Raw genomic sequence first — 26,111 nt, 5'->3', positions numbered from 1 at the left:
GGTTCGTTCAGTTGTGCAGGTCGAGCTGGGCGGTGATCGTGGGATAGACGTCGCGCGCGGCATCCTTCCCGATGAAGCAGTCCATGTGGGCGTAGTCCGGGATGACGTGGCGCGAGTACAGCTCGGGTCCGTTGCGCTCGATCAGGAACTCGTAGGTGAGCTTGCTGCCCTCGGGCAGGAAGAGGCGGTTGTTCTCGCCGTGCAGGAAGGCGATCGGCACCTTGAGCCCCTCGACGTCGTCGAGGTAGTCGTGGTCGCCGTCCCAGCTCACGGCGTGGTCGGCGCGCAGCATCTTCGTGACGTGGGTCAGGGTGCGGATGTTGGCGACGCCGAACGCCTCCTCGAGGTGGTCGTGCGTCTCATCGTTGAGCTTGTCGTGGTCGTAGACCTCGCCGTACATGAACATGACGCGTCGGCAGAACGGCCGGTCGCACGGCTCATCGCCCGACGGGTAGACGGCGAGCGCCCTGTCGTACAGCTTCTCGCCCCACGACGGGTCGTCGTCGAACTCGGTCGTCAGGGTGTCGAAGCCGAGCGCGTCGAGGATGTTGCCGGCGTAGATGCCGGCGCGCAGCTCGTTGAGCGTGCCGCCCCGGGGATGCAGGGTCACCTGCGATGCGACGGCGGAGCGCACGCCCTGCAGCTTCAGCCCGAGGGCCATGAGCATCGTCAGCGAGCCGACGCAGTGCGCGACGATCTGCACGTCCGCGGCGCCCGACTCCTCGCGCACCTTGTCGACCGCAGCCGGATAGTCGTATCGGGCGATGTCGTCGAGGGTGAACTGCGTGCTCGCCGACGGCAGCAGGGGACTGGCCCGGTAGTCGAGCACCCACACGTCGTACCCGTGCTCGTAGAGGTACTCCGGGAAGTTCGTCTCGGTCGTGTCGATCGTGTACGCGATCGACGAGGTGCCGAAGCCGGGCGTCAGGATGACGGGCCCCTTCGTGCCGCCCTGGAACCGCGTCAGCTGAAGCCGGACGCCGTCCTCCGTCGTGAACTCGTACACGGTCGGCTCGCCGCACCGAAGCGGCCGTCGAACCCGGTCGTGGGCATCCGTGACCGTGCCCACTGCGTCGCCATCGCTCATATCAGCCCCCGAACGGATGCCATGACCTGCGTCGTCGAGGTTGAGCCCCCACTTGCCCCGCCCGCGCGACGATTCAGCATATTGGCAAGGGTGCGTCCGCGTCACTGGATTCTGTGCGACACGGCGAACGGTAGCCTTGACCGAACCACATCTTGGAGATCTCCCTTGACTGACGTCGCCCCTTCGTCGGACGTGGCCTTCCCCGCCGACGGCTTCGCCCTGTTCCCCGACCGCTCCGTGGTCGCCCTCCGTGTCAACGGCGAGCTGAAAGACCTCGCGACGGTCGTCCACCAGACGGATGCCGTCGAGCCGGTGACGATCGAGAGCGCCGACGGCCTCGCCATCCTGCGCCACTCGACGGCGCACGTGCTCGCGCAGGCCGTGCAGCGGATCAAGCCGCAGGCGAACCTCGGGATCGGTCCTCCGATCACCGACGGCTTCTACTACGACTTCGGCGTGGACGACCCCTTCACTCCCGATGACCTGAAGGCCATCAAGAAGGAGATGGAACGGATCGTGCGCGAGAACCAGCGGTTCGTGCGCCGCGTCGTGACCGACGACGAAGCGCGCGCGGAGCTGGCCGACGAGCCGTTCAAGCTCGAGCTCATCGGCTTGAAGGGCGGTTCCAAGGAGGCCGCAGAGGGTGCGAGCGTCGAGGTCGGCGCGGGCGAGCTCACGATCTACGACAACGTGAACCGCGACGGCGAGACGGTATGGAAGGACCTCTGCCGTGGACCGCACGTCTCGGGCACCCGTGTCCTGGGCAACGGCTGGGACCTCACGCGCATCGCCGGCGCCTACTGGCGCGGCAGCGAGAAGAACCCGCAGCTGCAGCGCATCTACGGCACCGCGTGGCCGACCAAGGACGATCTGCGCGCCTACCAGCTGCGTCTGGAGGAGGCCGCCAAGCGCGATCACCGCAAGCTCGGCAAGGAGCTCGACCTGTTCTCGTTCCCCGACGAGATCGGGTCCGGCCTGTCCGTGTGGCACCCGAAGGGCGGCATCGTCCGCGGGGAGATGGAGCAGCACGCCCGTCGCCGCCACATCGCCGGCGGCTACACCTACGTCTACACGCCGCACATCACGAAGAAGGATCTCTTCATCGAGTCCAACCACCTCGTGACGTACAAGGAGGGCATGTTCCCGCCCATCCGCCTCGATGAGGAACGCGACGAGCACGGCGAGATCACCAAGCAGGGCATCGACTACTACCTCAAGCCGATGAACTGCCCGATGCACATCCTGATCTACCGCGAGCGCGCACGCAGCTACCGGGATCTCCCGATGCGCCTGGCCGAGAACGGCACCGTCTACCGCAACGAGCTCTCCGGCGCCCTGCACGGCCTCACGCGGGTGCGCGGCTTCACCCAGGACGACGCGCACCTCTTCGTCACGCCCGACCAGCTCGAGGACGAGGCGGGCAAGGTCCTCGACTTCGTGCTGTCGCTCCTGCGCGACTTCGGCCTCACGGAGTTCGAGCTCGAGCTCTCGATGCGCGACGACGAGAAGTCGAAGTGGATCGGCGACGAGGCGCACTGGGCGGAGGCCACCGACGCGCTACGGCGTGTCGCGCAGGCATCCGGGCTCAAGCTCACCGAGGTGCCGGGCGAGGCCGCCTTCTACGGCCCGAAGATCGACCTCAAGACGAAGGACGCGCTCGGCCGCACGTGGCAGCTGTCGACCGTGCAGATCGACTTCAACCTGCCCGAGCGCTTCCACCTCGAGTTCACCGACCGAGACGGTGAGAAGAAGCGTCCGGTCATGATCCACCGCGCCCTCATGGGCTCGATCGAGCGGTTCTTCGCGATCCTCCTCGAGCACTACGCCGGCGACTTCCCGGTGTGGCTCTCGCCCGTGCAGGTCGTGGGCATCCCCGTGGCCGACGAGTACGCCGACTATCTCGGCGAGGTCGTCGACCGCCTGCGGGGCGTCGAGGTGCGGGCGGAGCTCGATCGCAGCGACGATCGCATGCAGAAGAAGATCCGCAACCACACGACGCACAAGGTGCCGCTCATCCTGATCGCGGGGGAGCAGGACCGGTCGGCGGGTACGGTGTCGTTCCGGTTCCGCGACGGATCCCAGCTCAACGGCATCCCGATCGATGAGGCCGTCGCCCGCGTGCGCGCGGCGATCGACTCGAAGGCGCTCGTCAGCACGAGCGAGGACTTCGCTTGAGCGACGGCGACGCCGGGGACGCGAGACTCGTCGAGGCGAGCACGCTCCCCGGCGTCCCCGACGAGTTCCAGCGGCTGTGGACGCCCCACCGCATGGCGTACATCTCGGCGGGGCCGGAGCCGCACCGCGAGACGTGCCCGTTCTGCGCCGCGCCCGGGATGTCGGACGCCGACGGGCTCATCGTGCACCGCGGCGTCACGTCCTACGTGCTGCTGAACCTCTTCCCGTACAACTCGGGCCACCTCCTCGTCTGCCCGTACCGTCACATCTCGACGTACGACGAGGCGACCGCGGAGGAGGTCGCCGAGATCGGAGCGCTGACGCAGCGCGCGATGCACGTGCTGCGCGCCGCGTCGCGGTGCGACGGCTTCAACATCGGCATGAACCAGGGGAGTGTGGCGGGGGCCGGGGTCGACGCCCACCTGCACCAGCACATCGTGCCGAGGTGGGCGACGGACGCCAACTTCTTCCCCATCATCGCGAAGACGAAGGCGCTGCCGCAGCTGCTGGGCGAGGTGCGCCAGTCCGTCGCCGCCGCGTGGGACGCCTGAGCGCTCAGCGCACCTGACGCACCTCGAACTGCAGACGGGGGTGCGCGTACGCCTCCTGCGACTCGACGAGCTGGAGCTCGCGCTGCCCGGAGTCGAAGGTGTTCTGCAGCAGGTCGAAGACGCTCGAGGTCGTGCGCGCGAGGGCGAGGGCCGCATCGCCCGTCTCGCGGTAGTGCGCGGTGAAGAGCGCCGCCGTGACGTCGCCCGAGCCGTTGGCCTTCATCGGGATCTGCGGCGTCTGCACGATCCACGCGCCGTCGTCCGTGACGACGAGCATCTCGATCGTGCCCTCCGGGCGGTCGGGGCGCTCGACGCTCGTCACGAGGACGGTCCGCGGGCCCAGGTCGCGTGCGAGATCGGCCGATGCGAGCGTCGACTCGAGGTCGGCGGGCTCGGTGCCGGTGAGGAAGCCGAGCTCGAACTGGTTCGGCGTGATGATGTCGGCCCGGGGGACGACCCGCTCGCGGAGAAGGATCGGGATGGCGGGAGCGACGAAGCATCCCGACTTCGCGTTGCCCATCACGGGGTCGCAGGAGTAGATCGCCGACGGGTTCGCCGCCTTGACCCGCGCCACCGCATCCAGGATGACGTCGCCGATGCCCTCGCTGCCCTGATAGCCCGACAGCACGACGTCGATGTCGCCGAACGCGCCGCGCTCCTCGATGCCCGTGATGACGTCCGCGACGTCGCTCGGCGCGATGAGCGGGCCGCGCCAGGCGCCGTATCCCGTGTGGTTGGAGAAGTTCACCGTGTAGACCGGCAGGACTTCGACGCCGATCCGCTGCAGCGGGAAGACGGCGGCGGAGTTGCCGACGTGACCGTAGGCGACCGCGGACTGGATCGAGAGGATCTTCACCGGTCGATCATCCCACCTTGCGCACGAGGTCCCCGGCGCGCACGGCGGCCGCGAGGTCCGTCGCGAGCTGCTCGGCGTCCTCGTCGTCGAGGTCGTGGACGGTCAGGCGCAGGTGGTGGGCGGCGTCATCGTCGCCGAGGACGAACTCGTCACCCGGCCGCGCGAGCCAGCCCCGACGCATGAGCCGCTCGGTGACGTCGCGCGCGGCGAACGGCACGCGGACCCACAGGTTGAGGCCGTCGCCGGCTGCGGCGGGCACGCCGTGCGCGGTGAGCCGCGCGGCGAATGCGGCGTTGCGCTCTGCGTAGTGCGCGCCCGCCTCCGCGATCCCGGCGAGCACGCCCTCGTCGGTGACGAGGGCGTGGGTGAGCCGCTGCAGCAGGTGGCTGACCCAGGTCGTGCCGGGCGTGAGGCGCATCGCGAGCCGCTCGGCGGTGCGGGGATCGGATGCCGCGATCGCGAGGCACATGTCGGGCCCGAGGAACTTCGACACCGACCTCACGAGCGCCCACCGGCGATGACCGGGCCCGATGAGCGAGTGGTACGGCCGGGACGACAGCATCGCGAAGTGGTCGTCCTCGATCACGAGGACGTACGGGTGGTCGGCGAGCACGGCCCGCAGCTCCTGCGCCCGCCGGGCGCTGAGGCTCGCGCCCGTCGGGTTCTGCGCGCGGGGTGTGCAGACGACCGCCCGGACGCCGTCGGCCAGCGCCGAGCGCAGGCCGTCGACCGTCATCCCCTCGTCGTCGACCGGCACCGCGACGGGCCGGTAGCCGCCCAGACGCACGGTGTGGATGCTCGCGAGGAAGCACGGGTCCTCGAGGGCCACCGCATCGTCGCGCGTGAGCGCCTGCGCGAGCAGTCGCTCGATCGCGTCCGACGCCCCGCTCGTGACGGTCAGGCCGAACGGGAGCGCCGGATCGACGGCATCCCGCATCCACGCATCCGCCCAGGCGGCGAGATCGGGGTCGATGACGGGCTCGCCGTAGAGGACGGGACGACCGGCGACGCGGGCGAGCGCGGCGGAGGGATCGGGGATGAGGTCCGGATCGGGGTTCCCGGTGCCCACGTCACGCAGCACGCTGTCGCTCGCGAAGCCCTCCTGCGCCACCGGGGCACGGTCGGCGACGCTCGTGCCGCCGCGCCCGCGCGTGACGACGACACCGGCTCGTGCGAGCTGACCGTAGGCCGCCATGACGGTGTTGCGGTTGACGTGCAGCCGATCGGCGAGAGCACGGACGGGAGGAAGGGCGTCGCCGGGCGCGAGCGCTCCGCGGTCGAGCAGGCGGCGCACGCTCTCGGCGATCTCGATCGCCGTGCCGCCCACGATCTCGTCGTCCATCGAGCTCCCTCCGAGCCGTGAAATGTTCGTGCTGGGCCGTGCTATCTTTTGGCCTAGGCCAATCCCGTAGGAGTCTATCCATGTCTTCCCCCACCACCGGTTCCTCCCGCGTCAAGCGCGGTCTCGCCGAGATGCTCAAGGGCGGCGTCATCATGGACGTCGTCACCCCCGATCAGGCAAAGATCGCCGAGGATGCCGGCGCCGTCGCGGTCATGGCGCTCGAGCGGGTCCCCGCCGACATCCGCGCGCAGGGCGGCGTCTCGCGCATGAGCGACCCCGACATGATCGACGGCATCATCGAGGCCGTCTCGATCCCCGTCATGGCGAAGGCCCGCATCGGCCACTTCGTCGAGGCGCAGGTGCTGCAGGAGCTGGGCGTCGACTACATCGACGAGTCCGAGGTGCTCTCGCCGGCCGACTACGTGAACCACATCGACAAGTGGGGCTTCACGGTCCCCTTCGTCTGCGGTGCGACGAACCTCGGCGAGGCCCTGCGCCGCATCAACGAGGGCGCCGCGATGATCCGCTCCAAGGGCGAGGCCGGCACGGGCGACGTCTCCGAGGCGACCAAGCACATCCGCAAGATCACGAGCGAGATCAACGTCCTGAAGTCGCTCACGAAGGACGAGCTGTATGTCGCCGCCAAGGAGCTGCAGGCGCCCTACGAGCTCGTCGCCGAGGTCGCCGAGACGGGCACGCTCCCCGTCGTCCTCTTCGTCGCCGGCGGCGTCGCGACGCCTGCCGACGCCGCGATGATGATGCAGATGGGCGCCGACGGCGTCTTCGTCGGCTCGGGCATCTTCAAGTCGGGCAACCCGGCCGAGCGCGCAGCGGCGATCGTCAAGGCGACGACGTTCTACGACGACCCCAAGGTCATCGCCGACGTCTCGCGCGGCCTCGGCGAGGCGATGGTCGGCATCAACGTGTCCGACCTGCCCGCGCCTCACCGTCTCGCCGAGCGCGGCTGGTGACGCGCTGAGCGCCTCCGGTCGCACGCCGCACGTCGGCATCCTGGCCCTTCAGGGCGACGTGCGCGAGCACGCCCACGTCCTCCGCGATCTCGGGGCGGAGGTGTCGCTCGTGCGGCGCCCCTCCGAGCTCGCGGCGGTCGACGGGCTCGTCATCCCGGGCGGCGAGTCGAGCGTCATCGACAAGCTCTCCCGCGCCTTCGACATGCAGGGCCCGATCCGCGAGGCGATCGCGGCCGGCATGCCCGTGTACGGGACGTGCGCCGGGATGATCATGCTCGCCGACCGCATCACCGGTGCGATCGACGGGCAGGAGACCTTCGGCGGCCTCGACGTCGTCGTCGCCCGCAACGCGTTCGGCAGTCAGGTCGACTCGTTCGAGACCGACCTCGCCGTCGAGGGCTTCGACGGTTCGCCCGTGCACGCGACGTTCATCCGCGCGCCGCTCGTCACGGCCGTGGGGGAGAGGGCGACGGCACTCGCGACGCTCCCCGACGGCGGCGTCGTGGCGGTCGAGCAGGGTCCGCTGCTGGCGACGGCGTTCCACCCCGAGGTCTCGGGCGAGACCCGCTTCCACGAGCGGTTCCTCCACAGCGTGCGCGCCGCAGCCTGAGGATCGCGGCCCCGGCGGGTTAGATTTCACGCATGGGGATCAACGACTGGTGGCGGGATCATCCCGAGGAGCGGTACTGGATGATCGCTCCGTCGCGCGGTGTCGTGGGCGATGCCCTCAGCGCGCCGAAGTCGTCCGACGACCGGCGATTCGAGTGGTCCCACGAGCTCGTGGGCTTCACGGAGCCCGGCGACACGATCTTCGTGTGGGATCGGACGCTCTCGATGCCCGGCATCGGTGCGTGGGGACGCATCCTCGGTCCTCTGACGGAGGACGAGCACGCCCGGCGCGGTGACACGCTCCCGCACTGGCGGATGCCGGTGAGCGACACGCTCCGCCTGGCCTCACCCATCACGCTGGGGGCTCTCCGCCGCATCGGCTCCGACATCATCGCCGTCCGCGACGCCGTGGAGGCGCTGACCGACGGCCCGGTCTACTTCCCCTTCATCGGCGCTCCCGAGACCCTCGTGCCGGCACCGGCCTATCTCACGAAGATGCCGCGCGACCTCGTCGCGCTGCTGTCGTCCCGCTTCGGGTTCGAGTTCGCGCTGTGACCGAGTGGGTCGCGCTCCTCCGGGGCGTGAACGTCGGCGGCATCACGATCCGCAGCGCCGACCTCGCCGACGTGTTCCGCGGGCTCGGCTTCGAGGGCGTGCGGACCGTCCTCGCGAGCGGCAACGTCCTCTTCGAAGCCGATGGGTCGGCTCGCGCCGGGCTGAAGGCGACGATCGAGGAGGCGCTGAGGGCGCGATTCGGCTACGACGCCTGGATCCTGCTCGTGACGCAGGCCGAGCTCTCGGCGGCGATCGACGCCTTCCCGTTCGACGAGTCCGACGCCGGTCGCCAGCCGTGGGTCGTCTTCTGCCTCGACGACGCGACGAGAGACGAGCTGGTGGATGCCGCGGCATCCCTCGATCCCGCCGTCGACCCCGTGCGTCCCGGACCGGGCGTCGTCTACTGGAATCCGGTGAAGGGCACGACGACCGACTCGCCGTTCGCGAAGGTGCTCGCGCGCAAGGCCCTCAAGGCCCGGACGACCAATCGCAATCTGCGCACGCTCCGCAAGCTCGCGCCCTGACGTCGGGGGAGGTGCTCGCCGCCGGTAGAATCGAGCGCATGTCCGGGCACTCCAAATGGGCCACCACGAAGCACAAGAAGGCCGTCGTCGACGCGCGTCGTGCCAAGTCGTGGGCGAAGCTCATCAAGAACATCGAAGTAGCCGCCAAGCTGGGCGGCCCCGACCTGCAGGGAAACCCGACCCTGTTCGACGCCGTCCTCAAGGCCAAGAAGACGTCGGTCCCGAAGGACAACATCGACCGCGCGATCAAGCGCGGCGCCGGCATCGGCGGCGAGTCGGTCGAGTACGCGTCGATCACGTACGAGGGCTACGGCCCCAACGGCGTCGCGCTCATGATCGAGTGTCTGACCGACAACAAGAACCGCGCGGCGGCCGAGGTGCGCACGGCGCTCACCCGCAACGGCGGCACGCTCGCCGACCCCGGCAGCGTCGCGTACAACTTCACCCGCAAGGGCGTCGTCGTCGTCTCGGGCGAGGGCACGAGCGAGGACGACGTCATGCTCGCCGTGCTCGAGGCGGGCGCCGAAGAGGTCGAGCCGCACGCGCAGGGCTTCGAGGTCATCACCGAGGCGACCGACCTCGTGACGGTGCGCTCGGCGCTGCAGGACGCCGGCATCGACTACGAGTCGGCGGACGTCGAATTCGTGCCCAACCTGAAGGTCGAGATCGACGCCGAGACGGCGCGCAAGGTCTTCCGCCTCATCGACGCCCTCGAGGACAGCGACGACGTGCAGAACGTCTACGCCAACTTCGATCTCAACGCCGAGGTGCAGGCCGAGCTCGAAGAAGAGGACTGAGCCGCGCGCCTGGCTGACTCACCTCGCCGCCGCGCCTACCGTGGGGGAGTGACTCCCGCGCCCGCCTCCCTCCGCGTTCTCGGGGTCGATCCCGGGCTCACGCGGTGCGGCATCGGCGTGGTCGATGTCGCGCGCGACCGCTCGGCGACGCTCGTTCACGTCGGGGTCGTCCGCTCCGATCCGGAGCTGCCGATCGAGCGGCGCCTGGCGACGATCGCCGCCGGCATCCGTGCCGTGCTCGAGGAGCACGACCCGCAGGTGGTCGCGGTGGAGCGGGTCTTCGCCCAGCAGAACCGCAGCACGGTCATGGGCACGGCCCAGGCGAGCGGCGTCGCGCTGCTCCTCGCCGCCGAGCGAGGGCTCCCCGCCGAGACGCACACGCCGTCGGAGGTGAAGGCGGCCATCACGGGCTACGGCAACGCCGACAAGCGCCAGGTGCAGACGATGGTCGCGCGCGTCCTCCGTCTCGACGAGCTGCCCAAGCCCGCGGACGCCGCCGACGCGCTCGCCCTCGCCCTCTGTCACGCGTGGCGGTCGGGCGGGCCTTCAGCGCCGTCGACCCGCGGGGCCGTGCTGACGCCTGCCCAGCGCGCCTGGGCCGACGCGGAGCGCCTCGCGCGGCGCTGAGCGTGTCGGTCGAACAAAAGTCCGAACCCCTCCCTAGGCTCGAAGCATGATCTCCTCCGTCCGCGGGCGCGTCGTGCACACCGACGTCGACTCCGTCGTCGTCGAAGTCGGTGGCGTCGGCCTGTCGGTCGCCGTCCCGCCGCAGGTCGTGCACACGGCCCACCTCGGCGACGAGCTGCACCTGCACACGACGCTCATCGTGCGCGAGGACGCGCTGTCGCTCTTCGGCTTCGAGTCCCGTGACGAGCTCGGCGTCTTCACGCTGCTCCTCGGGGTGACGGGGGTCGGGCCCAAATCCGCGCTCGGAGTGCTCTCGACGCTCACGGTGAACCAGATCGCCGACGCCGTCGCGGCCGACGACGACGCCCCCTTCCGTCGCGTCTCCGGCATCGGCCCCAAGACGGCCAAGCTCATCGTGGTGCAGCTCGCCGGGAAGCTCGCCGCCGTGCATCCCGCTCCCGCCGTGCGGATGGATGCCTCCACCGCCGTGGTCGCGCAGGTCACGCAGGCCCTGGTCGGCCTGGGCTGGTCGGAGCGCACGGCCGCCGAGGCCGTCGCGACGGTCGCCGACGATGCTTCCGCACCCGACCGCGCCTCGGTGCAGGCGCTGCTGCGCCTGACGCTCGCCGCGCTCGGCCCCGCGCGCAAGGAGCACGCCGGTGGATGAGGCGAGGAACCCGGGGGAGCCCGTCGACGAGACCGAGCTCGCGATCGAGGGCGCCCTGCGGCCCGCCTCGCTCGCGGAGTTCGTCGGGCAGCACAAGGTGCGCGGTCAGCTGCAGCTTCTCCTCGACGCGGCCCGCATCCAGCAGCGCCCGCCCGACCACATCCTGCTCTCGGGGCCTCCCGGACTCGGCAAGACGACGCTGGCGATGATCGTCGCGCACGAGAGCGGCCGGCCGCTGCGGCTGTCGAGCGGCCCGGCGATCCAGCACGCCGGCGACCTGGCGGCGCTCCTGTCCAGCCTCACGCCCGGCGAGGTGCTCTTCATCGACGAGATCCACCGGATGGCGCGCTCCGCCGAGGAGATGCTGTACCTCGCGATGGAGGACTTCCGCATCGACATCATGGTGGGCAAGGGCGCCGGGGCCACGAGCATCCCCCTCGATCTCGCTCCGTTCACGCTCGTGGGGGCGACGACCCGGTCGGGGCTTCTGCCCAATCCGCTGCGCGACCGCTTCGGCTTCACGGCGCACCTCGAGTACTACGAGCCTGAAGAGCTCGAGCGCGTCGTCGAGCGCTCGGCCCTCATGCTCGGCGTCGACCTCCCTCCCGACCCGCGAGCCGAGATCGCGCGCCGCTCGCGCGGAACGCCCCGCATCGCGAACCGGCTGCTCCGGCGCGTCCGCGACTACCTCGTGGTGCACGGCGACGGCGGGGGAGCCGATTCCCGCATCGTCGGCGCGGCGCTCGACCTCTACGACGTCGACGCGATCGGTCTCGATCGACTCGACCGCGCGGTGCTCGACGCCGTCGTCAGGCGCTTCCGCGGCGGCCCCGTCGGACTCAGCACACTCGCCGTCACGGTGGGCGAGGAGGGCGAGACGATCGAGTCGGTCGTGGAGCCGTACCTCGTGCGCATCGGGTTCCTCGGGAGGACGCCGCGCGGGCGCATCGCGATGCCCGAGGCCTACGCGCACCTGGGGGTCGCCTACGCCGACTCGGCGCTGAGATTCGATGACCTATAATCCTTGGAGGCTTTCGCCGATCCTCCTTCTCCAAGGCAGCGCCGCCACGGCGCGCGCCTGACCCCGAAAGGTCCCCTCTCCTCCATGGACTTCGCCTCGTTCTTCAGCAACTACGGCTTGATCATCCTGCTGGTCGTGCTCCTGGTCTTCATGTTCTGGAGCTCGCGCCGCCGGATGGCCAAGCAGAAGGCCGAGCAGGAGGCGAAGGCCCGCCAGACGGTCCCCGGTGCCGAGGTGCTGCTCCAGGGCGGCCTGTACGGCACGATCGTCGCGTACGACCCCGACAACCTCGACCAGCCCGCCATCGTCGAGATCGCGCCGGGCGTCGACATCAAGGTCCACAGCCAGGCCATCCTCCGCGTCGTCGACCCCACCGTCGGCGCCGTGACCGAGGACGAGTTCGTCCAGTCCGAAGCCGACGCCGTCGACGACGTCGCCATCGACGACCGTGACGACGACACGGACTCCAAGCCCAAGGCCTGACCCTCTGCCCTCTTCGGGCACTTCAGAAAGCTGACCCTCGTGGCGACTTCCACTCCCGTCCGGCATGCCTGGCGCGCACTGATCGGCCTCGGCGCGATCATCGCCATCCTGTTCGGCATCAACGCTCTCGGCGTCTACGTCTTCAAGGAGAGCTCCTGGACACCCGAGCTCGCGCTCGACCTCCAGGGCGGCACCCAGATCATCCTGGAGGCCCAGACGACCGACGGTGCCGACCCGTCGCAGGAGCAGATGAACCAGGCGGTCACGATCATCCGCCAGCGCGTCGACGCCTCCGGTGTCGGCGAGGCCGAGGTGACGACCGAGGGCGGCAAGAACATCGTCGTCCAGATCCCGGGCGAGGCCGACGACCAGACGCGCCAGCGCATCGAGGCGTCGGCGCAGCTGCAGCTGCGTCCCGTCCTGTACGCGGGCGCGCCGGCCAACACGTTCGTCGGCGACGACGGCAAGAACACGCCGTACCCGACGCCCGACCCGTCGCTCGTCGCGACGCCGACGGCATCACCCACCAACGCGAGCGACCCGGCGTGGATCACCCCCGCACTGCAGGCGGAGTTCCTCGCGTACGACTGCAGCGACAAGTCGAACAATCCCGCGTCCGAGCCGGCCGACGAGCCGCTCATCACGTGCGACGTCGACGGCACGGCCAAGTACATCCTCGGACCGGTCGAGCTCGACGGCTCATCGATCTCCGACGCGACGTACGGCCTGCAGCAGAACAACGGCGTGTGGGCGGTCAACCTCGTCTTCGACAGCAAGGGCACCGAGACGTTCGGCGAGATCAGCCAGCGTCTCTACGGCCAGCAGGCACCGCTCAACCAGTTCGCGTTCGTCCTCGACGGCAACGTGCTGTCGGCCCCCGCGATGCAGGGCGTGATCCTCGACGGCAAGCCGAGCATCACGGGCAACTTCACGCAGGAGTCCGCCAAGACGCTCGCCGACCAGCTGAAGTACGGCGCCCTTCCGCTGAGCTTCGAGGTCGTCAGCTCCGACACGATCTCGGCGACGCTCGGCTCCCAGCAGCTGGCCATCGGCCTCATCGCGGGTCTCATCGGCCTCGCACTCGTCGCCGTCTACTCGCTCATCGTCTACCGCGCGCTGGGCTTCGTGATCATCGCCTCGCTCATCGTGATGGGCGTCCTGACGTACATCACGATCTGCATCCTGGCCTGGCGCATGGGCTTCCGCCTGTCGCTCGCCGGCGTCGCGGGTCTCATCGTGTCGATCGGCTTCACGGCCGACTCGTTCATCGTGTACTTCGAGCGCATCCGAGACGAGCTGCGCGACGGCAAGTCGATCACGGGGGCCGTGGAAGACGGCTGGGGTCGCGCCAAGCGGACGATCTACATCTCGAAGTCGATCAACATCCTCGCGGCCGTCGTGCTGTACATCCTCGCCGACGCCACCGTGAAGGGCTTCGCCTTCACGCTCGGTCTCACGACCGCGATCGACGTGCTGATCTTCATCCTCTTCACGCACCCCGTGATGCAGCTGCTCGCCCGGACGAAGTTCTTCGGCTCCGGTCACCGGCTCTCCGGCATGGATCCCGAGGCTCTCGGCGCGGTCTACCGCGGACGTGCGCAGTTCCGCACCCCCGTCACGACCGGCCCGAGCACGCAGGCGAACCGCCGCAACGCCCGCTCCCGCGGCGAGGCCGAGCGCCGCCAGACGATCGCCGAGCGCAAGCAGGCGGAGCTCGCGGCATCCGACGCGCCGAAGACCACGACGGCCGTCAAGGACAAACCGAGCACGACCCGCAAGGAGGGAGACGACTGATGCGCTCCATGAATCAGCTCGGCAACGACCTCTACACGGGAAAGACCTCCTTCCCGTTCGTCGGGCGCCGCAACCTGTGGTTCATCATCGCCGCGGCACTCGTGCTCGGCTCGGTGCTCGTGCCGCTGTTCCGTCCCATCCAGTTCTCGATCGAGTTCACGGGCGGATCGCAGTTCACCGTCTCGGGTGTCTCCGACACCAATCAGGACACCGCGACGGCGGCCGTGCACTCCGTCGTCCCGGATGCCACGACCAAGGTCACCACGATCGGCGAGGACACGATCCGCGTCCAGACCAACCAGATGACCTCCGCCGAGACGCGCCAGGTCACGACGGCCCTCGCCGACGCCTACAACGTCGATGAGAGCGAGGTCACGACGTCGTTCATCGGACCCAGCTGGGGAGCCGATGTCACCCGCCAGTCGCTGTGGGGTCTCGCGATCTTCCTCGCGCTGACATTCGTCATCCTCGGCCTGTACTTCCGCACGTGGAAGATGTCCGCCGCGGCGATCATCGGCCTCGTCGACGTCCTCATCATCACGATCGGCGTCTACGCGCTGTTCGGCTTCGAGATCTCGCCCGCCGCCATCATCGGCTTCCTGACGATCCTGTCGTACGCCCTGTACGACACCACTGTCGTGTTCGACAAGATCAGGGAGAACACGAGCGAGGACGGCGAGGTCTCCGGCCGCACGTTCGGCGAATCGGTCAACCTCGCGGTCAACCAGACCCTCGTCCGATCGATCAACACGACGGTCGTGGCGGTGCTGCCGACGGGCGCGATCCTGTTCATCGGCGCATTCGCGCTCGGTGCGCAGACGCTGACCGACATCTCGCTGTCGATCTTCGTGGGAACGATCGTGGCCGCGTACTCGACGATCTTCGTCGCGGCGCCGCTCTACTCGCTGCTGCGTGAGAACGAGCCCGCGATCAAGTCGCGCGATCAGCGTGTGCTGCAGTCGCGCGAGCGGGCCGGCGTCCCGGCCTGACCGGCGGGGAATCCCACGGGCGTAGGATTGACGGATCCAGCGGAGGGGGGACGACCGGTATGACCGAGACCGTCCCCGCGCCCGCCGGCACGTCGCAGACGTCGTCACTGCGCCGGCTCGTCCCGAGGATCTTCTCGCGGTCGGCCCGGCGCGACGACGTCGAGCAGCTCCTGCGCACGGTCCGCACGCACCACCCCAAGGGCGATCTGTCGATCGTCGAGCGGGCGTACACCGTCGCCGAGCAGGCCCACTCGGGGCAGACGCGGCAGAGCGGTGAGCCGTACATCACGCACCCGCTCGCCGTCGCCCAGATCCTCGCGGATCTCGGGCTCGGCCCGCGTGCGATCGCGGCCGCGCTGCTGCACGACACCGTCGAGGACACCGACTACTCGCTCGACCAGCTGACGGCGGACTTCGGCGACGAGGTCGCGATGCTCGTCGACGGCGTCACGAAGCTCGACAAGGTCAAGTACGGCGAGAGCGCGCAGGCCGAGACGGTCCGCAAGATGATCGTGGCGATGTCGAAAGACATCCGCGTCCTCCTCATCAAGCTCGCCGACCGCCTCCACAACGCGCGCACGTGGGGCTTCGTGCCGCCCGAGAAGGCGCACCGCAAGGCGACCGAGACCCTCGAGATCTACGCTCCGCTCGCGCATCGCCTCGGCATCCAGACGATCAAGGCCGAGCTCGAGGATCTCTCGTTCGCCGCGCTGCATCCCAAGCTCTATGCCGAGATCGAGAGCCTCGTGCGCCAGCGCACGCCGCAGCGCGAGCAGTACGTGCACAACGTCATCAACGCCGTCGACGACGACCTGCGCGAGCTGCGCATCCGCGGCCGTGTCATGGGCCGGCCGAAGCAGCTGTACTCCGTGTACCAGAAGATGGTCGTCCGCGGTCGCGAGTTCGACGACATCTACGACCTCATCGGCATCCGCGTCATCGTCGGCAGCGTCCGCGACTGCTATGCGGTGCTGGGCGCGATCCATGCGCGCTGGACGCCGCTCCCGGGCCGCTTCAAGGACTACATCGCGACCCCGAAGTTCAACCTCTACCAGTCGCTGCACACGACGGTGATCGGTCCGGGCGGCCGCACGGTCGAGATCCAGATCCGCACCAACGAGATGCACCAGCAGGCCGAGTACGGCGTCGCGGCGCACTGGAAGTACAAGGAGCAGCTGGCCGGAGGCAAGCCCGACGCGAAGTCGGTCGACGCCGACATGGCGTGGCTCGCGCACATCTCGGACTGGCAGGCCGAGACGGCTGACCCCGGCGAGTTCCTCGACTCCCTGCGCTTCGAGATCGGCGCGAAGGAGGTCTACGTCTTCACTCCGAAGGGTCGTGTCATCGGCCTTCCCTCCGGCGCGACGCCGGTCGACTTCGCCTACGCCGTGCACACCGAGGTCGGCCACCGCACGATGGGCGCCAAGGTCAACGGACGGCTCGTGCCGCTCGAGTCGGAGCTCAAGAGCGGCGACGTCGTCGAGGTCTTCACGTCGAAGAATCCGGATGCCGGTCCCAGCCAGGACTGGCTGGGCTTCGTCAAGAGCACCCGCGCGCGCAGCAAGATCCGCGGCTGGTTCACCAAGGAGCGCCGCGAAGAGGCCGTCGAGCAGGGCAAGGAGGCGATCGCGCGAGCGATGCGCCGGCAGAACCTGCCGCTGCAGCGCCTGATGAGCCAGGACTCGTTCGCCGAGGTGGCCTCCCAGCTGCGCTACGAGGACGTCTCCGCCCTGTACGCCGCGGTGGGCGAGGGGCACGTCTCGACGCAGTCCGTCATCGAGAAGGTCACGGCCCTCGTCGCGGCCAACGACACGACGACCGGACCGATCGACCTGCCGCAGGTCGGACGCTCACGGGCGCCGCGGGGCGGCGATTCGGGCGTGCTCGTGCGCGGCGCCCCCGACATCCTGGTGAAGCTCGCCAAGTGCTGCACGCCCGTGCCCGGCGACCAGATCGTCGGCTTCGTGACGCGCGGCAGCGGCGTCTCGGTGCACCGCGCCGACTGCACCAACGTCGCATCGCTCATGTCCGACCCCGAGCGCATGATCGACGTCGAGTGGGCGCCGACGACCAAGAGCGTCTTCCTCGTGCAGATCCAGGTCGAGGCGCTGGACCGCTCCGGTCTGCTCAGCGACATCACGCGGGTGCTCAGCGAGCATCACGTCAACATCCTCTCGGCCTCCGTGCAGACGACCAACGACCGTCTCGCCCTCAGCCGCTACGTGTTCGAGATGGGCGACATCGTCCACCTCGACCGGGTGCTCAACGCGGTGCGCAGGATCGACGCCGTGTACGACGTCTACCGCGTCACGTCGTCCTGACGCCCTGCGCCGCGCCGACGGGCTCGCGCGCCGCGAGCCCTCGCAGGAACGCCACCGCCGTGCGCTTGTGCGGGACGGGTCCGCGCTCCTCGAACCACGCCGCCGCATCGAGCGCGAGGCCGGGAGTCACGTCGGCCAGCCGGCGCGCGGCTTCCGCGTACTCGTCGTCGGGCACGCGCGCGAGGTCGGCGAGCGTGCGTCGCGGCGTCGTCACGAGGACGCCGCCCATGCGCCACAGATCCTCCGACGGCACGCTCGGGTCGCGGTACACGATGCGCCGACCGACCACCTGGTGCAGGCGCCACGGGACGGCGCGCTGCACCGTGTGCCGCGCGGGCGGCTCGTCGAGCGCGCCATGCACCCACGCGGCGCTCAGGTGGGTCGCCGCCAGCTGATCGCCCAGGATGCCGGCGAGCGACCCCGCCCGCAGCCCCATCGTCTCGACCGCATCGGCCGGGATGTACGCCTCGCCCAGCTCGACGACGTCGCCGTCGAGCCGCGCCGCCGAGAGCTCGGCGGAGGAGAGGCGGTCACCGGGGAAGTACAGGAACGGTGAGGTCATGTGGGCAGTGTGCCCGACCCCGCCGACGCGGAACCGCACTTCCGGTGTCCTTGTGGAGAACCCGCCGCGACGTCGCGCTGAACAGGAGCGGATTCAGCCGCCGAGAGCGCGCAGCCAGGCCTTCCGCGCTTCGAGCGCCTCGGACGCCTTCGCGATGGCAGCCTTGTCGCCGGACTTCTCGGCGGCGGCCAGTTCGTCTTCGAGCTTCTCGATCGCCTCGGTCAGCTGGCGCGTCATGTCGTTGGCGCGGGCCTTCTGCTCGGGGTCGTTGCGCTTCCAGTCGGCGTCCTCGCGCGAGCGGAGCCCCTGCTCGATCTTGCGGAGGTCGTCGTCGAGGCCGCGCTCGGCATCCCTCGGGAAGATCCGGCCTATCTCGTCCCAGCGGCGCTGGATGCTCGTCAGGAGCGAGCGGGCCTTGGCGATGTCGCGCTCGTCGGCGACGGCCTTCGCCTCCTCGAGGAGCTCTCGCTTCGCGGCGATCTTCTCCCGCGACGCCTCGGCGTCGGCGGTCTCACGCTCGCTGCGCGCGCCGTAGAGCGCGTCGCCGGCGGCCTTGAAGCGCGCCCAGAGGGCGTCATCGGCCTTCTTGCCTGCCCGGCCCGCCGTCTTCCACTGGTCGAGCAGCTCGCGGTAGGCCGTGATGCCGTCCTCGCCCTTGGGCGCGAGCGCCTCGGCCTTCTCGACGAGCCGCGTCTTGCGGTCGCGGACCTCCTTGTGCGCCTCGTCGAGCTCGGCGTAGAACTCGCGGCGGTGCTTGTCGACCGTGGCGCGCGCGTCGCGGAATCGCTTCCAGAGCTGCTGGGCGGTCGACTTGGGCAGTCGGGGGCCGTTCTGCTGCTGCGACTGCCACTCGTTGAAGAGCGCGCTCAGCTCGGCGGAGGCCTGCTTCCACTGCACGGTGCGGGGGTCGCGCGCCGCGAGCGCCTCGGCCTTCTCGACGAGCTCGGTGCGGGTCTTGACCGCCTCGTCGACGGCTTCGCGGGCCGCGGCGGCCTCCGTCTCGGACTCGGCGGACAGCGTCTCGGTCAGCGCGGCGACGCGGCTCTCGAGCGACGCGAGGTCGCCGACGGCGGCGGCGCCGGAGATCTTCGCGGAGACTGTCTTCGCCGCGGAGCGCAGGTCGGCCGCGGAGGCGCCGCCGCGGCGGTGGCGAACCTCGAGGAGGGTCACCTCGCTCGCGAGATCGGTGTACTTGCGCTGGAAGTAGGCGAGCGCCTCTTCGGGCGATCCGTCGGGGAACTGGCCCACGACGCGCCAGTCGTCGCCTTCGCGCACCGAGACGGTGCCGTCGTCATCGACGCGGCCCCAGGGCTCGGCGTCGGCGGTCTGAGTGGGGTCTGCTGCGGCAGTCACGATTGCACCTCAATGCGGCTCTCGCCGCCTGCGGGGGATGGACGCGCACCAGCCTAGTACGGCGGGAGGGCCGCGCTCAGGCCGGGAAGCCGGTCTGAGCGCGGAAAAACCTCAGGAGCTCGGGGTGGGGCTCGGCGTCGATTCGGGCGCCGGCAGCGGGGCGTCAGTCGAGGTCGATTCGGGCGTCGGCAGCGGGGCGTCCGTCGACGTGGGCGCGACGCTGGGCGAGACGCTCGGCGAGGGGGCGGGAGCGCCCGGGCCGACCGTGAAGTAGGCCGCCTGCGCGCCGATGACTCCGAGGATCAGCACACCGCCGATGATGCCCGCGAGGAGGTTGTCGCGCCGACGGCGACGGGCCTGGTCCTCGTGCAGCTGCTGCCGTGCCTGATAGACGCGTGCCCGTTCGCGCGATTCGCGCGCGTCACGGTCCTTGCCACCCGCAGCCACGGGGCCTCCTCGTCTGGCCGGACGGCGTCCTGGGCCGGGATGATCCTACGCAAACCCCGGTCGGCCCGACAAACCGCCTCGGCGCCCGCGTCGGAACCGGCGGCTAGCCTGGGATCGTGACCGTCCCCACTCCCTCTCCCCGTGCCGCCGGCGCGTCACGCGGAGCGTCGGGGAGCGCGGGCCCGTCCGCGCTCTTCCAGGGGCAGACGCCTCTCGCGGTGCGCATGCGGCCGACATCGCTCGACGAGGTCGCCGGCCAGGCGCACCTGCTGCGCCGCGGTTCGCCGCTCGTGGCCCTCGCGGATCCCGATGCCACGGCCACGGCCACCTCGGTGATCCTGTGGGGCCCGCCCGGCACGGGCAAGACGACGCTCGCTCAGGCGATCGCGCGCTCCTCGGGGCGGCGCTTCGTCGAGCTGTCGGCGATCACCGCGGGCGTCCGCGACGTGCGCGAGGTCATGCAGGAGGCGCTCACCCAGCGCGATCTGTACGGAATGTCGACGATCCTCTTCCTCGACGAGATCCACCGCTTCACGAAGGCCCAGCAGGACGCCCTGCTCCCGGGCGTCGAGAACGGCTGGGTGGTGCTGATCGCCGCGACGACCGAGAATCCGTCGTTCTCCGTCATCTCGCCGCTCCTGTCGCGATCGCTCCTCCTGACCCTCAAGCCGCTCACCGACGAGGATCTCGGGATGCTGGTCGACCGCGCCGTCACCGATGCGCGGGGTCTCGCGGGCGCCGCCGTCCTCGAGCCCCCGGCCCGCGACGCCCTCGTGCGACTCGCGTCGGGCGACGCGCGCCGCGCGCTCACAGCTCTCGAGGCCGCGGCATCCATCGCGGCGAGCGACGCGGAGGACGACGAGGTCTCGGTCACGGCCGACGACGTCGCGCAGGCGGTCGACCGGGCGCTGCTGCGCTACGACCGGCAGGGCGACGAGCACTACGACGTCATCAGCGCGTTCATCAAGTCGATCCGGGGATCCGACGTGGATGCCGCGATGCACTACCTCGCCCGCATGATCGAGGCGGGGGAGGACCCCCGTTTCATCGCACGCCGGCTCATCATCTCGGCGGCGGAGGACATCGGACTCGCCGATCCCCAGGCCCTCCCGCTCGCGGTCGCGGCCGCCGACGCCGTGCAGTTCATCGGCATGCCGGAGGGCCGCATCCCGCTCGCCGAGGCGACCGCCTACCTCGCGACGACGGCGAAGTCGAACGCCGCCTACCTGGCGATCAACAAGGCGATCGAGGACGTCCGGTCGGGCGGCTTCGGCCGCGTGCCCACGCATCTCCGCGATGCGCACTATCCCGGCGCGAAACGACTGGGCCACGGCAAGGGCTACAGATACCCGCACGACACCGAGATCGGCGTCGTCGCGCAGCAGTATCTCCCCGACGAGCTGAAGGGCCGCCGCTACTACGAGCCCACCAACCACGGCCAGGAGCGCGACGTGCAGGCACGGCTCGACAAGCTCCGCCGCATCCTCGACGGGGAGTGACGACATGACGCCCCCGCCCGACCGCATCCGCAACATCGCCGTCGGCCTCGTCGTGCGCGACGGCCGCATGCTCGTCGAGATCTATCCCGCCACGGCCCGTCACGACGTGTTCGCCCGCGTGCCGGGCGGCGGTATCGAGTTCGGCGAGACCGCGCGCGAGGCGATCCAGCGCGAATTCGTCGAGGAGCTCGACATCGCGCTCGCCGAGGCCCGCCCGCTGTCGATCACGGAGAACATCTTCGAGTCCGGCGGTGCTCGCGGCCACGAGGTCGTCCACGCCTTCTCGGTCGCGAGTCCCGCGCTCGACGCGCTCGGCGACGACGTCGAGCTCCGCGTGCTCGACAACCACACGACGGTGCGGTGGGTGTCGCTCGACGACCTGCGCCGGAGCGACCCGCCGCTGTACCCGGTCGGCATGGTCGAGCTCGCCGCGGCGCTCGACGAGGCATCCCGCCCCTCATCAGGGGAAGTCCGCCCCGTCTGATAGACTTGATCGGCTCGAAACCGGGTTTTCGGGCATCCCCTCTCTTCTGAACCACCTTCCGGCATGCCCCGACGTGCAGCTCGGACAGGGCGAAGACAGGCGATACGTCCGCGAGCCGCGAGAGACGCGGCCGCGTCATCGGAAGGAACACTTCGTGGCAACGAAGTCCCAGGACCGCCGCAAGGTGCGTCTCTCGCGCGCCCTCGGCGTCGCACTGACCCCCAAGGCAGCCAAGTACCTCGAGAAGCGTCCCTACGCTCCGGGTGAGCACGGCCGCACCAAGCGCAAGCAGGACAGCGACTACGCCGTCCGCCTCCGCGAGAAGCAGCGTCTGCGCGAGCAGTACGGCATCCGCGAGAAGCAGATGCGCAACACGTTCAACGAGGCCCGCCGCAAGGACGGCCTGACGGGTGAGAACCTCGTCGAGCTGCTCGAGATGCGTCTCGACGCCCTCGTGCTCCGCGCCGGCTTCGCCCGCACGACCGCGCAGGCCCGCCAGCTCGTCGTGCACCGTCACATCCTCGTCGACGGCCAGCTCGTCGACCGCCCGTCGTTCCGCGTGAAGCCGGGTCAGCTCATCCACGTCAAGGCCAAGAGCGAGGGCCTCGAGCCCTTCCAGGTGGCGGCGCTCGGCGGTCACGCCGAGGTCCTGCCCCCCGTTCCGGGCTACCTCGAGGTCGAGCTCGACAAGCTCCAGGCCCGTCTCGTGCGTCGCCCCAAGCGCGCCGAGGTTCCGGTGACCTGTGAGGTCCAGCTCGTCGTCGAGTACTACGCAGCTCGCTGACACTCAGCACAGCATGGAGGGCGTCGGGGTGACCCGGCGCCCTCCGTCGTTAACGCTTACGATGGGTGGATGCCGCGACCGCGGCCGAGGAGTGGTGTCATGAAGAACGTCCTGTGGTTGCTCGTCGGCGTCATCGGCGGCTTCGTCGTCGCGCACTTCGTGAACAAGGACCCACGCGGCCACGAGCTCCTCGCCGAGATCGACGCCCGCATCGGCGAGTTCACCGACCGCATGGGCGACGCCTACCGCGAGCAGGAGGCCCGCTTCGGCGAGGCCATCGACAGCGCGAAGGATGCCGCGGCCGAGGCGTTCGCCGCCGTGCAGGAAGCCGCCGCCGAGGTGGTCGACTCCGCACAGGATGCCGCCGCCGACGCGGCCTCGGCGGCGAAGACCGCCGCCAAGAAGCTCACCGACTGATCCCGCTCGCGCAGCACCCCGCATGACGGGGTGGCCATCGCTCGCCCTCGAGGAACCATACGCATGAAGACCGCGGAGATCTCCCGCCGCTTTCTCGACTACTTCGAGAAGAACGGGCACACCATCGTGCCCTCCGCCTCGCTCGTCACCGACGACCCGGCGCTCCTGTTCACCGTCGCCGGCATGGTGCCGTTCATCCCGTATCTGAGCGGTGACGTCCCCGCCCCGTACCGGCGCGCGGCCGACAACCAGAAGTGCATCCGCACCAACGACATCGAAGAGGTCGGCAAGACGCCGCGCCACGGCACGTTCTTCCAGATGCTCGGCAACTGGTCGTTCGGCGACTATTTCAAGGAGGATGCGATCCGCTTCGCGTGGACGCTGCTCACCTCCCCGGAGGACGAGGGCGGGCTCGCCTTCGATCCTGCGGACCTGTGGGTGACGGTCTACGAGGAGGACGACGAGGCGCACGGCCTGTGGCAGTCCGTCGCGGGCGTCTCGCCGGACCGCATCCAGCGCCTCGGCAAGGACACGAACTACTGGAGCACCGGACTCCCGGGCCCTGCCGGCCCCTGCTCGGAGATCTTCTTCGACCGCGGACCGGCGTACGGCGTCGACGGCGGCCCCGCGACCGACGACGACCGCTATGTCGAGATCTGGAACCTCGTGTTCATGCAGTACGAGATCACCAACGTGCGCTCGAAGTACGACTTCGACATCGTCGGCGAGCTGCCCGCGAAGAACATCGACACCGGCATGGGGCTCGAGCGCGTCGCCTTCATCAAGCAGGGCGTCGACAACATGTACGAGACCGACCAGGTGCGCCCGGTCCTCGACCGCGCCGTCGCCCTCTCCGGCCGCACCTACGGCGCGAACCACGAGGACGACATCCGCTTCCGGGTCGTCGCCGACCACGTGCGGTCGTCGCTCATGCTGCTCTCCGACGGCGTCACGCCGTCCAACGACGGCCGCGGGTACATCCTCCGCCGTCTCATGCGCCGCGCGATCCGCTCGATGCGCCTGCTCGGCGTCGAGGGCCCGACCTTCGCCGACCTCTTCACGACGTCGCGCGACGCCATGAAGGAGGCATACCCCGTCGTCGAGACCGACTGGGCGCGCATCTCGCAGTACGCCCTCGCGGAAGAGGAGACCTTCCTGCGCACCCTCGCGGCAGGCTCGACGATCCTCGACGAGTCGGTCGCCGAGACGAAGTCCTCCGGCGGCACGACGATCGCGGGCGCCGAGGCGTTCCTCCTGCACGACACCTACGGCTTCCCGATCGACCTCACCCTCGAGATCGCCGAGGAGGCGGGCCTCACGGTCGACCGCGCCGCCTTCGACACGCTCATGCAGGAGCAGCGCGCGCGGGCCAAGGCCGACGCCAAGGCGCGCAAGCGCCAGCTCGCCGACACGAGCGTCTACCGCGACCTCCGCGCGCAGGGCGAGACGATCTTCACGGGCTACACCGACCTCGAGACGGAGTCGAGCGTGCTCGGCATCCTCGTCGACGGCGTGCCGGCGGATCGCGCGACGACGGGCCAGATCGCCGAGGTGATCCTCGCCGAGACCGCGCTCTACGCGGAGTCGGGCGGTCAGGTCGCCGACAAGGGCGTCATCGTCGGTCCGGGCTACGAGCTCGAGGTACTCGATGTGCAGAAGCCCGTTCCGGGCCTCGTCAGTCACACCGTCGAGGTGTCGTCCGGCGAGGTCGGCGTCGGTCAGCCGGCGACGACGGTGGTGGATGCCGCGAACCGGCGCGCCGCGCGTCAGGCGCACTCCGCGACCCACCTCGTGCACGCCGCCCTCCGCGACACCCTCGGCAAGACGGCGACGCAGGCCGGATCGCTCAACCGCGCCGGGTACATGCGCTTCGACTTCTCGTGGAGTCAGGCGCTGTCGGAGGCGACGAAGTCGGAGATCGAGGAGATCGCCAACAACGCCGTGCGCGACAACCTCGAGGTCACGACCCGCGTGCTTCCGCTCGACGAGGCGAAGGCCGCCGGCGCCATGGCGCTGTTCGGCGAGAAGTACGGCGACACCGTGCGCATGGTCGACATCGGCGGTCCGTGGTCGCGCGAGCTCTGCGCGGGCACGCACGTCGCGTCGAGCGCGGAGATCGGGCTCATCAACCTCGTCGGCGAGTCGTCGGTCGGAGCGTCGAACCGTCGCGTCGAGGCGCTCGTCGGACTCGACGCGTTCCGGTCGCTCGCGGCCGAGCGCGCGCTCGTGTCGCAGCTGACGTCGACGCTCAAGACGCCGAGGGACCAGCTGCCCGCCCGCATCGCCGAGCTGCAGGCGAGCCTCAAGGCCGCCGAGAAGAAGATCGCCCAGTTCGAGTCGCGCGCCCTCGCCGACCGGCTGCCCGCCCTCGCGGACGGCGCGACGAGCGTCGGCCCCTTCCGCGTCGTCGCCGAGTCGCTCGGCACGGCCGCGTCGGCCGACGACGTCCGGTCGCTCGCGCTCCAGGTGCGCGACCGGCTCGGCTCCGATGCGGCTGTCGTGGCGCTCGGCGCCGCCGTCGGCGATCGGCCCGTCGTGGTCGTCGTGACGAACGACGCCGCGCGTGCCGCGGGCGCGAAGGCGGGCGTGCTCGCCAAGGCCGCCGCGGGTGCGCTCGGCGGAGGCGGCGGAGGCCGCGACGACGTGGCCCAGGGTGGGGGAACGGATGCCGCGGCGCTGCCGTCGGCGCTCGGCGCCGTGAAGGACGCCCTCGGAGCAGCGTGACCGGGTTCCGCCGCGGGGTGCGCCTCGGCATCGACGTGGGGAGGGCCCGCGTCGGCGTCGCGAAGTGCGATCCCGACGGGATGCTGGCGACGCCGGTGGAGACGGTGCCGCGCGACGACGCGTCGATCGCGCGCGTCGTCGCTCTCGCCCAGGAGCACGACGCGGTCGAGATCGCCGTCGGGCTCCCGATCAGCCTGAGCGGCGCCGACACGCCGTCGACGGCTGACGCGCGGGAGTTCGCGCAGGCGCTCGCGGAGGCATCCCGTCTGCCCGTCCGGCTCGTGGACGAGCGGCTCAGCACCGTCTCGGCGCATTCGGCCCTGCGCGGATCGGGCAAGACACAGCGACAGTCTCGTAGGATTGTCGACCAGGTCGCCGCGGTGGTGCTGCTCCAGCAGGCACTCGATGTCGAGAAGAACACGGGGCGGCCGCCCGGAACCCCCGTACCCCCGGCCCAGGAGCCCGCCTGACC

Annotated in this window: 26 protein-coding genes; 20 read left to right on the top strand and 6 right to left on the bottom strand. The window is 70.1% G+C overall.

What is annotated here, in order from left to right; all coding sequences use genetic code 11:
* Positions 1 to 7: 7 nt before the first annotated feature.
* On the bottom strand, positions 8 to 1,087 hold the full coding sequence (locus AAIB33_RS05555) for an alpha/beta hydrolase (protein ID WP_345802564.1): 1,080 nt from the start codon (positions 1,085 to 1,087) through the stop codon (positions 8 to 10).
* A 165-nt stretch (positions 1,088 to 1,252) separates the two neighbouring features.
* Here AAIB33_RS05555 and thrS point away from each other — a divergent pair, with 165 nt between their 5' ends.
* Positions 1,253 to 3,262 (top strand): threonine--tRNA ligase, encoded by a 2,010-nt coding sequence (gene thrS / locus AAIB33_RS05550; protein ID WP_345802563.1) that lies wholly within the window; start codon positions 1,253 to 1,255, stop codon positions 3,260 to 3,262.
* On the top strand, positions 3,259 to 3,813 hold the full coding sequence (locus tag AAIB33_RS05545; RefSeq protein ID WP_345802562.1) for an HIT domain-containing protein: 555 nt from the start codon (positions 3,259 to 3,261) through the stop codon (positions 3,811 to 3,813). Before thrS ends, AAIB33_RS05545 begins: the two co-directional genes overlap by 4 nt.
* 4 nt (positions 3,814 to 3,817) lie before the next feature.
* Here the strand turns inward: AAIB33_RS05545 and pdxY are convergent, their stop codons facing one another.
* Positions 3,818 to 4,669: a pyridoxal kinase PdxY gene (gene pdxY / locus AAIB33_RS05540; RefSeq protein ID WP_345802561.1), complete on the bottom strand. Its 852-nt coding sequence runs from the start codon at positions 4,667 to 4,669 to the stop codon at positions 3,818 to 3,820.
* Between the two features lie 7 nt (positions 4,670 to 4,676).
* Positions 4,677 to 6,011 carry an aminotransferase class I/II-fold pyridoxal phosphate-dependent enzyme gene (locus AAIB33_RS05535; protein WP_345802560.1) on the bottom strand — a complete coding sequence of 445 codons (1,335 nt, stop codon included), beginning with the start codon at positions 6,009 to 6,011 and terminating at the stop codon, positions 4,677 to 4,679.
* 80 nt (positions 6,012 to 6,091) lie between these two features.
* Between AAIB33_RS05535 and pdxS the strand changes: the two genes are divergently transcribed.
* The 12 genes from pdxS to AAIB33_RS05475 all read left to right on the top strand — a co-directional run bounded on the left by pdxS (position 6,092) and on the right by AAIB33_RS05475 (position 17,369).
* Complete coding sequence (pdxS, locus tag AAIB33_RS05530) at positions 6,092 to 6,982, top strand: pyridoxal 5'-phosphate synthase lyase subunit PdxS (protein WP_345802559.1); 891 nt, start codon at positions 6,092 to 6,094, stop codon at positions 6,980 to 6,982.
* A 4-nt stretch (positions 6,983 to 6,986) separates the two neighbouring features.
* Entirely contained in the window at positions 6,987 to 7,592 is a 606-nt protein-coding gene (gene pdxT / locus AAIB33_RS05525; RefSeq protein ID WP_345803385.1) for a pyridoxal 5'-phosphate synthase glutaminase subunit PdxT, read from the top strand.
* A 32-nt stretch (positions 7,593 to 7,624) separates the two neighbouring features.
* A complete protein-coding gene (locus AAIB33_RS05520) occupies positions 7,625 to 8,146 on the top strand; it encodes a hypothetical protein (RefSeq protein ID WP_345802558.1) in 522 nt (173 codons plus the stop codon).
* Positions 8,143 to 8,670 carry a DUF1697 domain-containing protein gene (locus tag AAIB33_RS05515; protein WP_345802557.1) on the top strand — a complete coding sequence of 176 codons (528 nt, stop codon included), beginning with the start codon at positions 8,143 to 8,145 and terminating at the stop codon, positions 8,668 to 8,670. The genes AAIB33_RS05520 and AAIB33_RS05515 overlap by 4 nt, the downstream gene beginning before the upstream one ends.
* A gap of 38 nt (positions 8,671 to 8,708) precedes the next feature.
* Positions 8,709 to 9,467: a YebC/PmpR family DNA-binding transcriptional regulator gene (locus AAIB33_RS05510; RefSeq protein ID WP_345802556.1), complete on the top strand. Its 759-nt coding sequence runs from the start codon at positions 8,709 to 8,711 to the stop codon at positions 9,465 to 9,467.
* A gap of 48 nt (positions 9,468 to 9,515) precedes the next feature.
* On the top strand, positions 9,516 to 10,094 hold the full coding sequence (gene ruvC, locus AAIB33_RS05505) for a crossover junction endodeoxyribonuclease RuvC (RefSeq protein ID WP_345802555.1): 579 nt from the start codon (positions 9,516 to 9,518) through the stop codon (positions 10,092 to 10,094).
* A 46-nt stretch (positions 10,095 to 10,140) separates the two neighbouring features.
* Positions 10,141 to 10,761: a Holliday junction branch migration protein RuvA gene (gene ruvA, locus AAIB33_RS05500; RefSeq protein WP_345802554.1), complete on the top strand. Its 621-nt coding sequence runs from the start codon at positions 10,141 to 10,143 to the stop codon at positions 10,759 to 10,761.
* On the top strand, positions 10,754 to 11,782 hold the full coding sequence (gene ruvB, locus AAIB33_RS05495; protein WP_345802553.1) for a Holliday junction branch migration DNA helicase RuvB: 1,029 nt from the start codon (positions 10,754 to 10,756) through the stop codon (positions 11,780 to 11,782). The genes ruvA and ruvB overlap by 8 nt, the downstream gene beginning before the upstream one ends.
* 84 nt (positions 11,783 to 11,866) lie before the next feature.
* Positions 11,867 to 12,265: a preprotein translocase subunit YajC gene (locus AAIB33_RS05490; protein WP_345802552.1), complete on the top strand. Its 399-nt coding sequence runs from the start codon at positions 11,867 to 11,869 to the stop codon at positions 12,263 to 12,265.
* A 39-nt stretch (positions 12,266 to 12,304) separates the two neighbouring features.
* Positions 12,305 to 14,059: a protein translocase subunit SecD gene (secD, locus tag AAIB33_RS05485; RefSeq protein ID WP_345802551.1), complete on the top strand. Its 1,755-nt coding sequence runs from the start codon at positions 12,305 to 12,307 to the stop codon at positions 14,057 to 14,059.
* Positions 14,059 to 15,048 carry a protein translocase subunit SecF gene (secF, locus tag AAIB33_RS05480; protein WP_345802550.1) on the top strand — a complete coding sequence of 330 codons (990 nt, stop codon included), beginning with the start codon at positions 14,059 to 14,061 and terminating at the stop codon, positions 15,046 to 15,048. Before secD ends, secF begins: the two co-directional genes overlap by 1 nt.
* Positions 15,049 to 15,107: 59 nt before the next feature.
* Positions 15,108 to 17,369 carry a bifunctional (p)ppGpp synthetase/guanosine-3',5'-bis(diphosphate) 3'-pyrophosphohydrolase gene (locus tag AAIB33_RS05475; RefSeq protein ID WP_345802549.1) on the top strand — a complete coding sequence of 754 codons (2,262 nt, stop codon included), beginning with the start codon at positions 15,108 to 15,110 and terminating at the stop codon, positions 17,367 to 17,369.
* Here AAIB33_RS05475 and AAIB33_RS05470 read toward each other — a convergent pair.
* The 3 genes from AAIB33_RS05470 to AAIB33_RS05460 all read right to left on the bottom strand — a co-directional run bounded on the left by AAIB33_RS05470 (position 17,356) and on the right by AAIB33_RS05460 (position 19,731).
* Positions 17,356 to 17,931 (bottom strand): type IV toxin-antitoxin system AbiEi family antitoxin, encoded by a 576-nt coding sequence (locus tag AAIB33_RS05470; protein WP_345802548.1) that lies wholly within the window; start codon positions 17,929 to 17,931, stop codon positions 17,356 to 17,358. The two genes, AAIB33_RS05475 and AAIB33_RS05470, sit on opposite strands and share 14 nt — an antisense overlap.
* Positions 17,932 to 18,024: 93 nt before the next feature.
* Positions 18,025 to 19,284, bottom strand: a complete 1,260-nt coding sequence (locus tag AAIB33_RS05465; protein WP_345802547.1) for a DUF349 domain-containing protein — start codon at positions 19,282 to 19,284, stop codon at positions 18,025 to 18,027.
* 111 nt (positions 19,285 to 19,395) lie between these two features.
* Complete coding sequence (locus AAIB33_RS05460) at positions 19,396 to 19,731, bottom strand: dioxygenase (protein WP_345802546.1); 336 nt, start codon at positions 19,729 to 19,731, stop codon at positions 19,396 to 19,398.
* Positions 19,732 to 19,955: 224 nt separating this feature from the next.
* On the opposite strand from AAIB33_RS05460, the gene AAIB33_RS05455 reads away from it, so the two are divergent.
* The 6 genes from AAIB33_RS05455 (at position 19,956) to ruvX (ending at position 26,109) form a co-directional block, all read left to right on the top strand.
* The gene (locus tag AAIB33_RS05455; RefSeq protein WP_345803384.1) at positions 19,956 to 21,230 is read left to right on the top strand and encodes a replication-associated recombination protein A; all 1,275 of its coding nucleotides are present in this window, start codon (positions 19,956 to 19,958) and stop codon (positions 21,228 to 21,230) included.
* Between the two features lie 4 nt (positions 21,231 to 21,234).
* Complete coding sequence (locus tag AAIB33_RS05450) at positions 21,235 to 21,714, top strand: NUDIX domain-containing protein (RefSeq protein ID WP_345802545.1); 480 nt, start codon at positions 21,235 to 21,237, stop codon at positions 21,712 to 21,714.
* Positions 21,715 to 21,868: 154 nt separating this feature from the next.
* On the top strand, positions 21,869 to 22,498 hold the full coding sequence (gene rpsD, locus AAIB33_RS05445; protein WP_345802544.1) for a 30S ribosomal protein S4: 630 nt from the start codon (positions 21,869 to 21,871) through the stop codon (positions 22,496 to 22,498).
* Between the two features lie 99 nt (positions 22,499 to 22,597).
* A complete protein-coding gene (locus AAIB33_RS05440; protein ID WP_345802543.1) occupies positions 22,598 to 22,915 on the top strand; it encodes an ATPase in 318 nt (105 codons plus the stop codon).
* Positions 22,916 to 22,978: 63 nt separating this feature from the next.
* Complete coding sequence (gene alaS, locus AAIB33_RS05435) at positions 22,979 to 25,639, top strand: alanine--tRNA ligase (RefSeq protein WP_345802542.1); 2,661 nt, start codon at positions 22,979 to 22,981, stop codon at positions 25,637 to 25,639.
* Entirely contained in the window at positions 25,636 to 26,109 is a 474-nt protein-coding gene (gene ruvX / locus AAIB33_RS05430; protein WP_345802541.1) for a Holliday junction resolvase RuvX, read from the top strand. The genes alaS and ruvX overlap by 4 nt, the downstream gene beginning before the upstream one ends.
* Positions 26,110 to 26,111 lie beyond the last annotated feature (2 nt).

The organism is Microbacterium sp. AZCO, assembly GCF_039614715.1.
Classification (GTDB): Bacteria; Actinomycetota; Actinomycetes; order Actinomycetales; family Microbacteriaceae; genus Microbacterium.
The sequence above is the reverse complement of the archived record's forward strand: the minus strand, read 5'-3'. Positions and strand labels throughout refer to the sequence as shown.

Excerpts from the sequence above, each read along its gene's own strand:
- AAIB33_RS05555 (WP_345802564.1), bottom strand. The coding sequence starts at position 1,087 with ATGAGCGATGGCGACGCAGTGGGCACGGTCACGGATGCCCACGACCGG.
- AAIB33_RS05535 (WP_345802560.1), bottom strand. The coding sequence starts at position 6,011 with ATGGACGACGAGATCGTGGGCGGCACGGCGATCGAGATCGCCGAGAGC.
- pdxS (WP_345802559.1), top strand. The coding sequence starts at position 6,092 with ATGTCTTCCCCCACCACCGGTTCCTCCCGCGTCAAGCGCGGTCTCGCC.
- AAIB33_RS05520 (WP_345802558.1), top strand. The coding sequence starts at position 7,625 with ATGGGGATCAACGACTGGTGGCGGGATCATCCCGAGGAGCGGTACTGG.
- AAIB33_RS05510 (WP_345802556.1), top strand. The coding sequence starts at position 8,709 with ATGTCCGGGCACTCCAAATGGGCCACCACGAAGCACAAGAAGGCCGTC.
- ruvA (WP_345802554.1), top strand. The coding sequence starts at position 10,141 with ATGATCTCCTCCGTCCGCGGGCGCGTCGTGCACACCGACGTCGACTCC.
- AAIB33_RS05490 (WP_345802552.1), top strand. The coding sequence starts at position 11,867 with ATGGACTTCGCCTCGTTCTTCAGCAACTACGGCTTGATCATCCTGCTG.
- secF (WP_345802550.1), top strand. The coding sequence starts at position 14,059 with ATGCGCTCCATGAATCAGCTCGGCAACGACCTCTACACGGGAAAGACC.
- AAIB33_RS05475 (WP_345802549.1), top strand. The coding sequence starts at position 15,108 with ATGACCGAGACCGTCCCCGCGCCCGCCGGCACGTCGCAGACGTCGTCA.
- AAIB33_RS05470 (WP_345802548.1), bottom strand. The coding sequence starts at position 17,931 with ATGACCTCACCGTTCCTGTACTTCCCCGGTGACCGCCTCTCCTCCGCC.
- AAIB33_RS05455 (WP_345803384.1), top strand. The coding sequence starts at position 19,956 with ATGCGGCCGACATCGCTCGACGAGGTCGCCGGCCAGGCGCACCTGCTG.
- AAIB33_RS05450 (WP_345802545.1), top strand. The coding sequence starts at position 21,235 with ATGACGCCCCCGCCCGACCGCATCCGCAACATCGCCGTCGGCCTCGTC.
- AAIB33_RS05440 (WP_345802543.1), top strand. The coding sequence starts at position 22,598 with ATGAAGAACGTCCTGTGGTTGCTCGTCGGCGTCATCGGCGGCTTCGTC.
- alaS (WP_345802542.1), top strand. The coding sequence starts at position 22,979 with ATGAAGACCGCGGAGATCTCCCGCCGCTTTCTCGACTACTTCGAGAAG.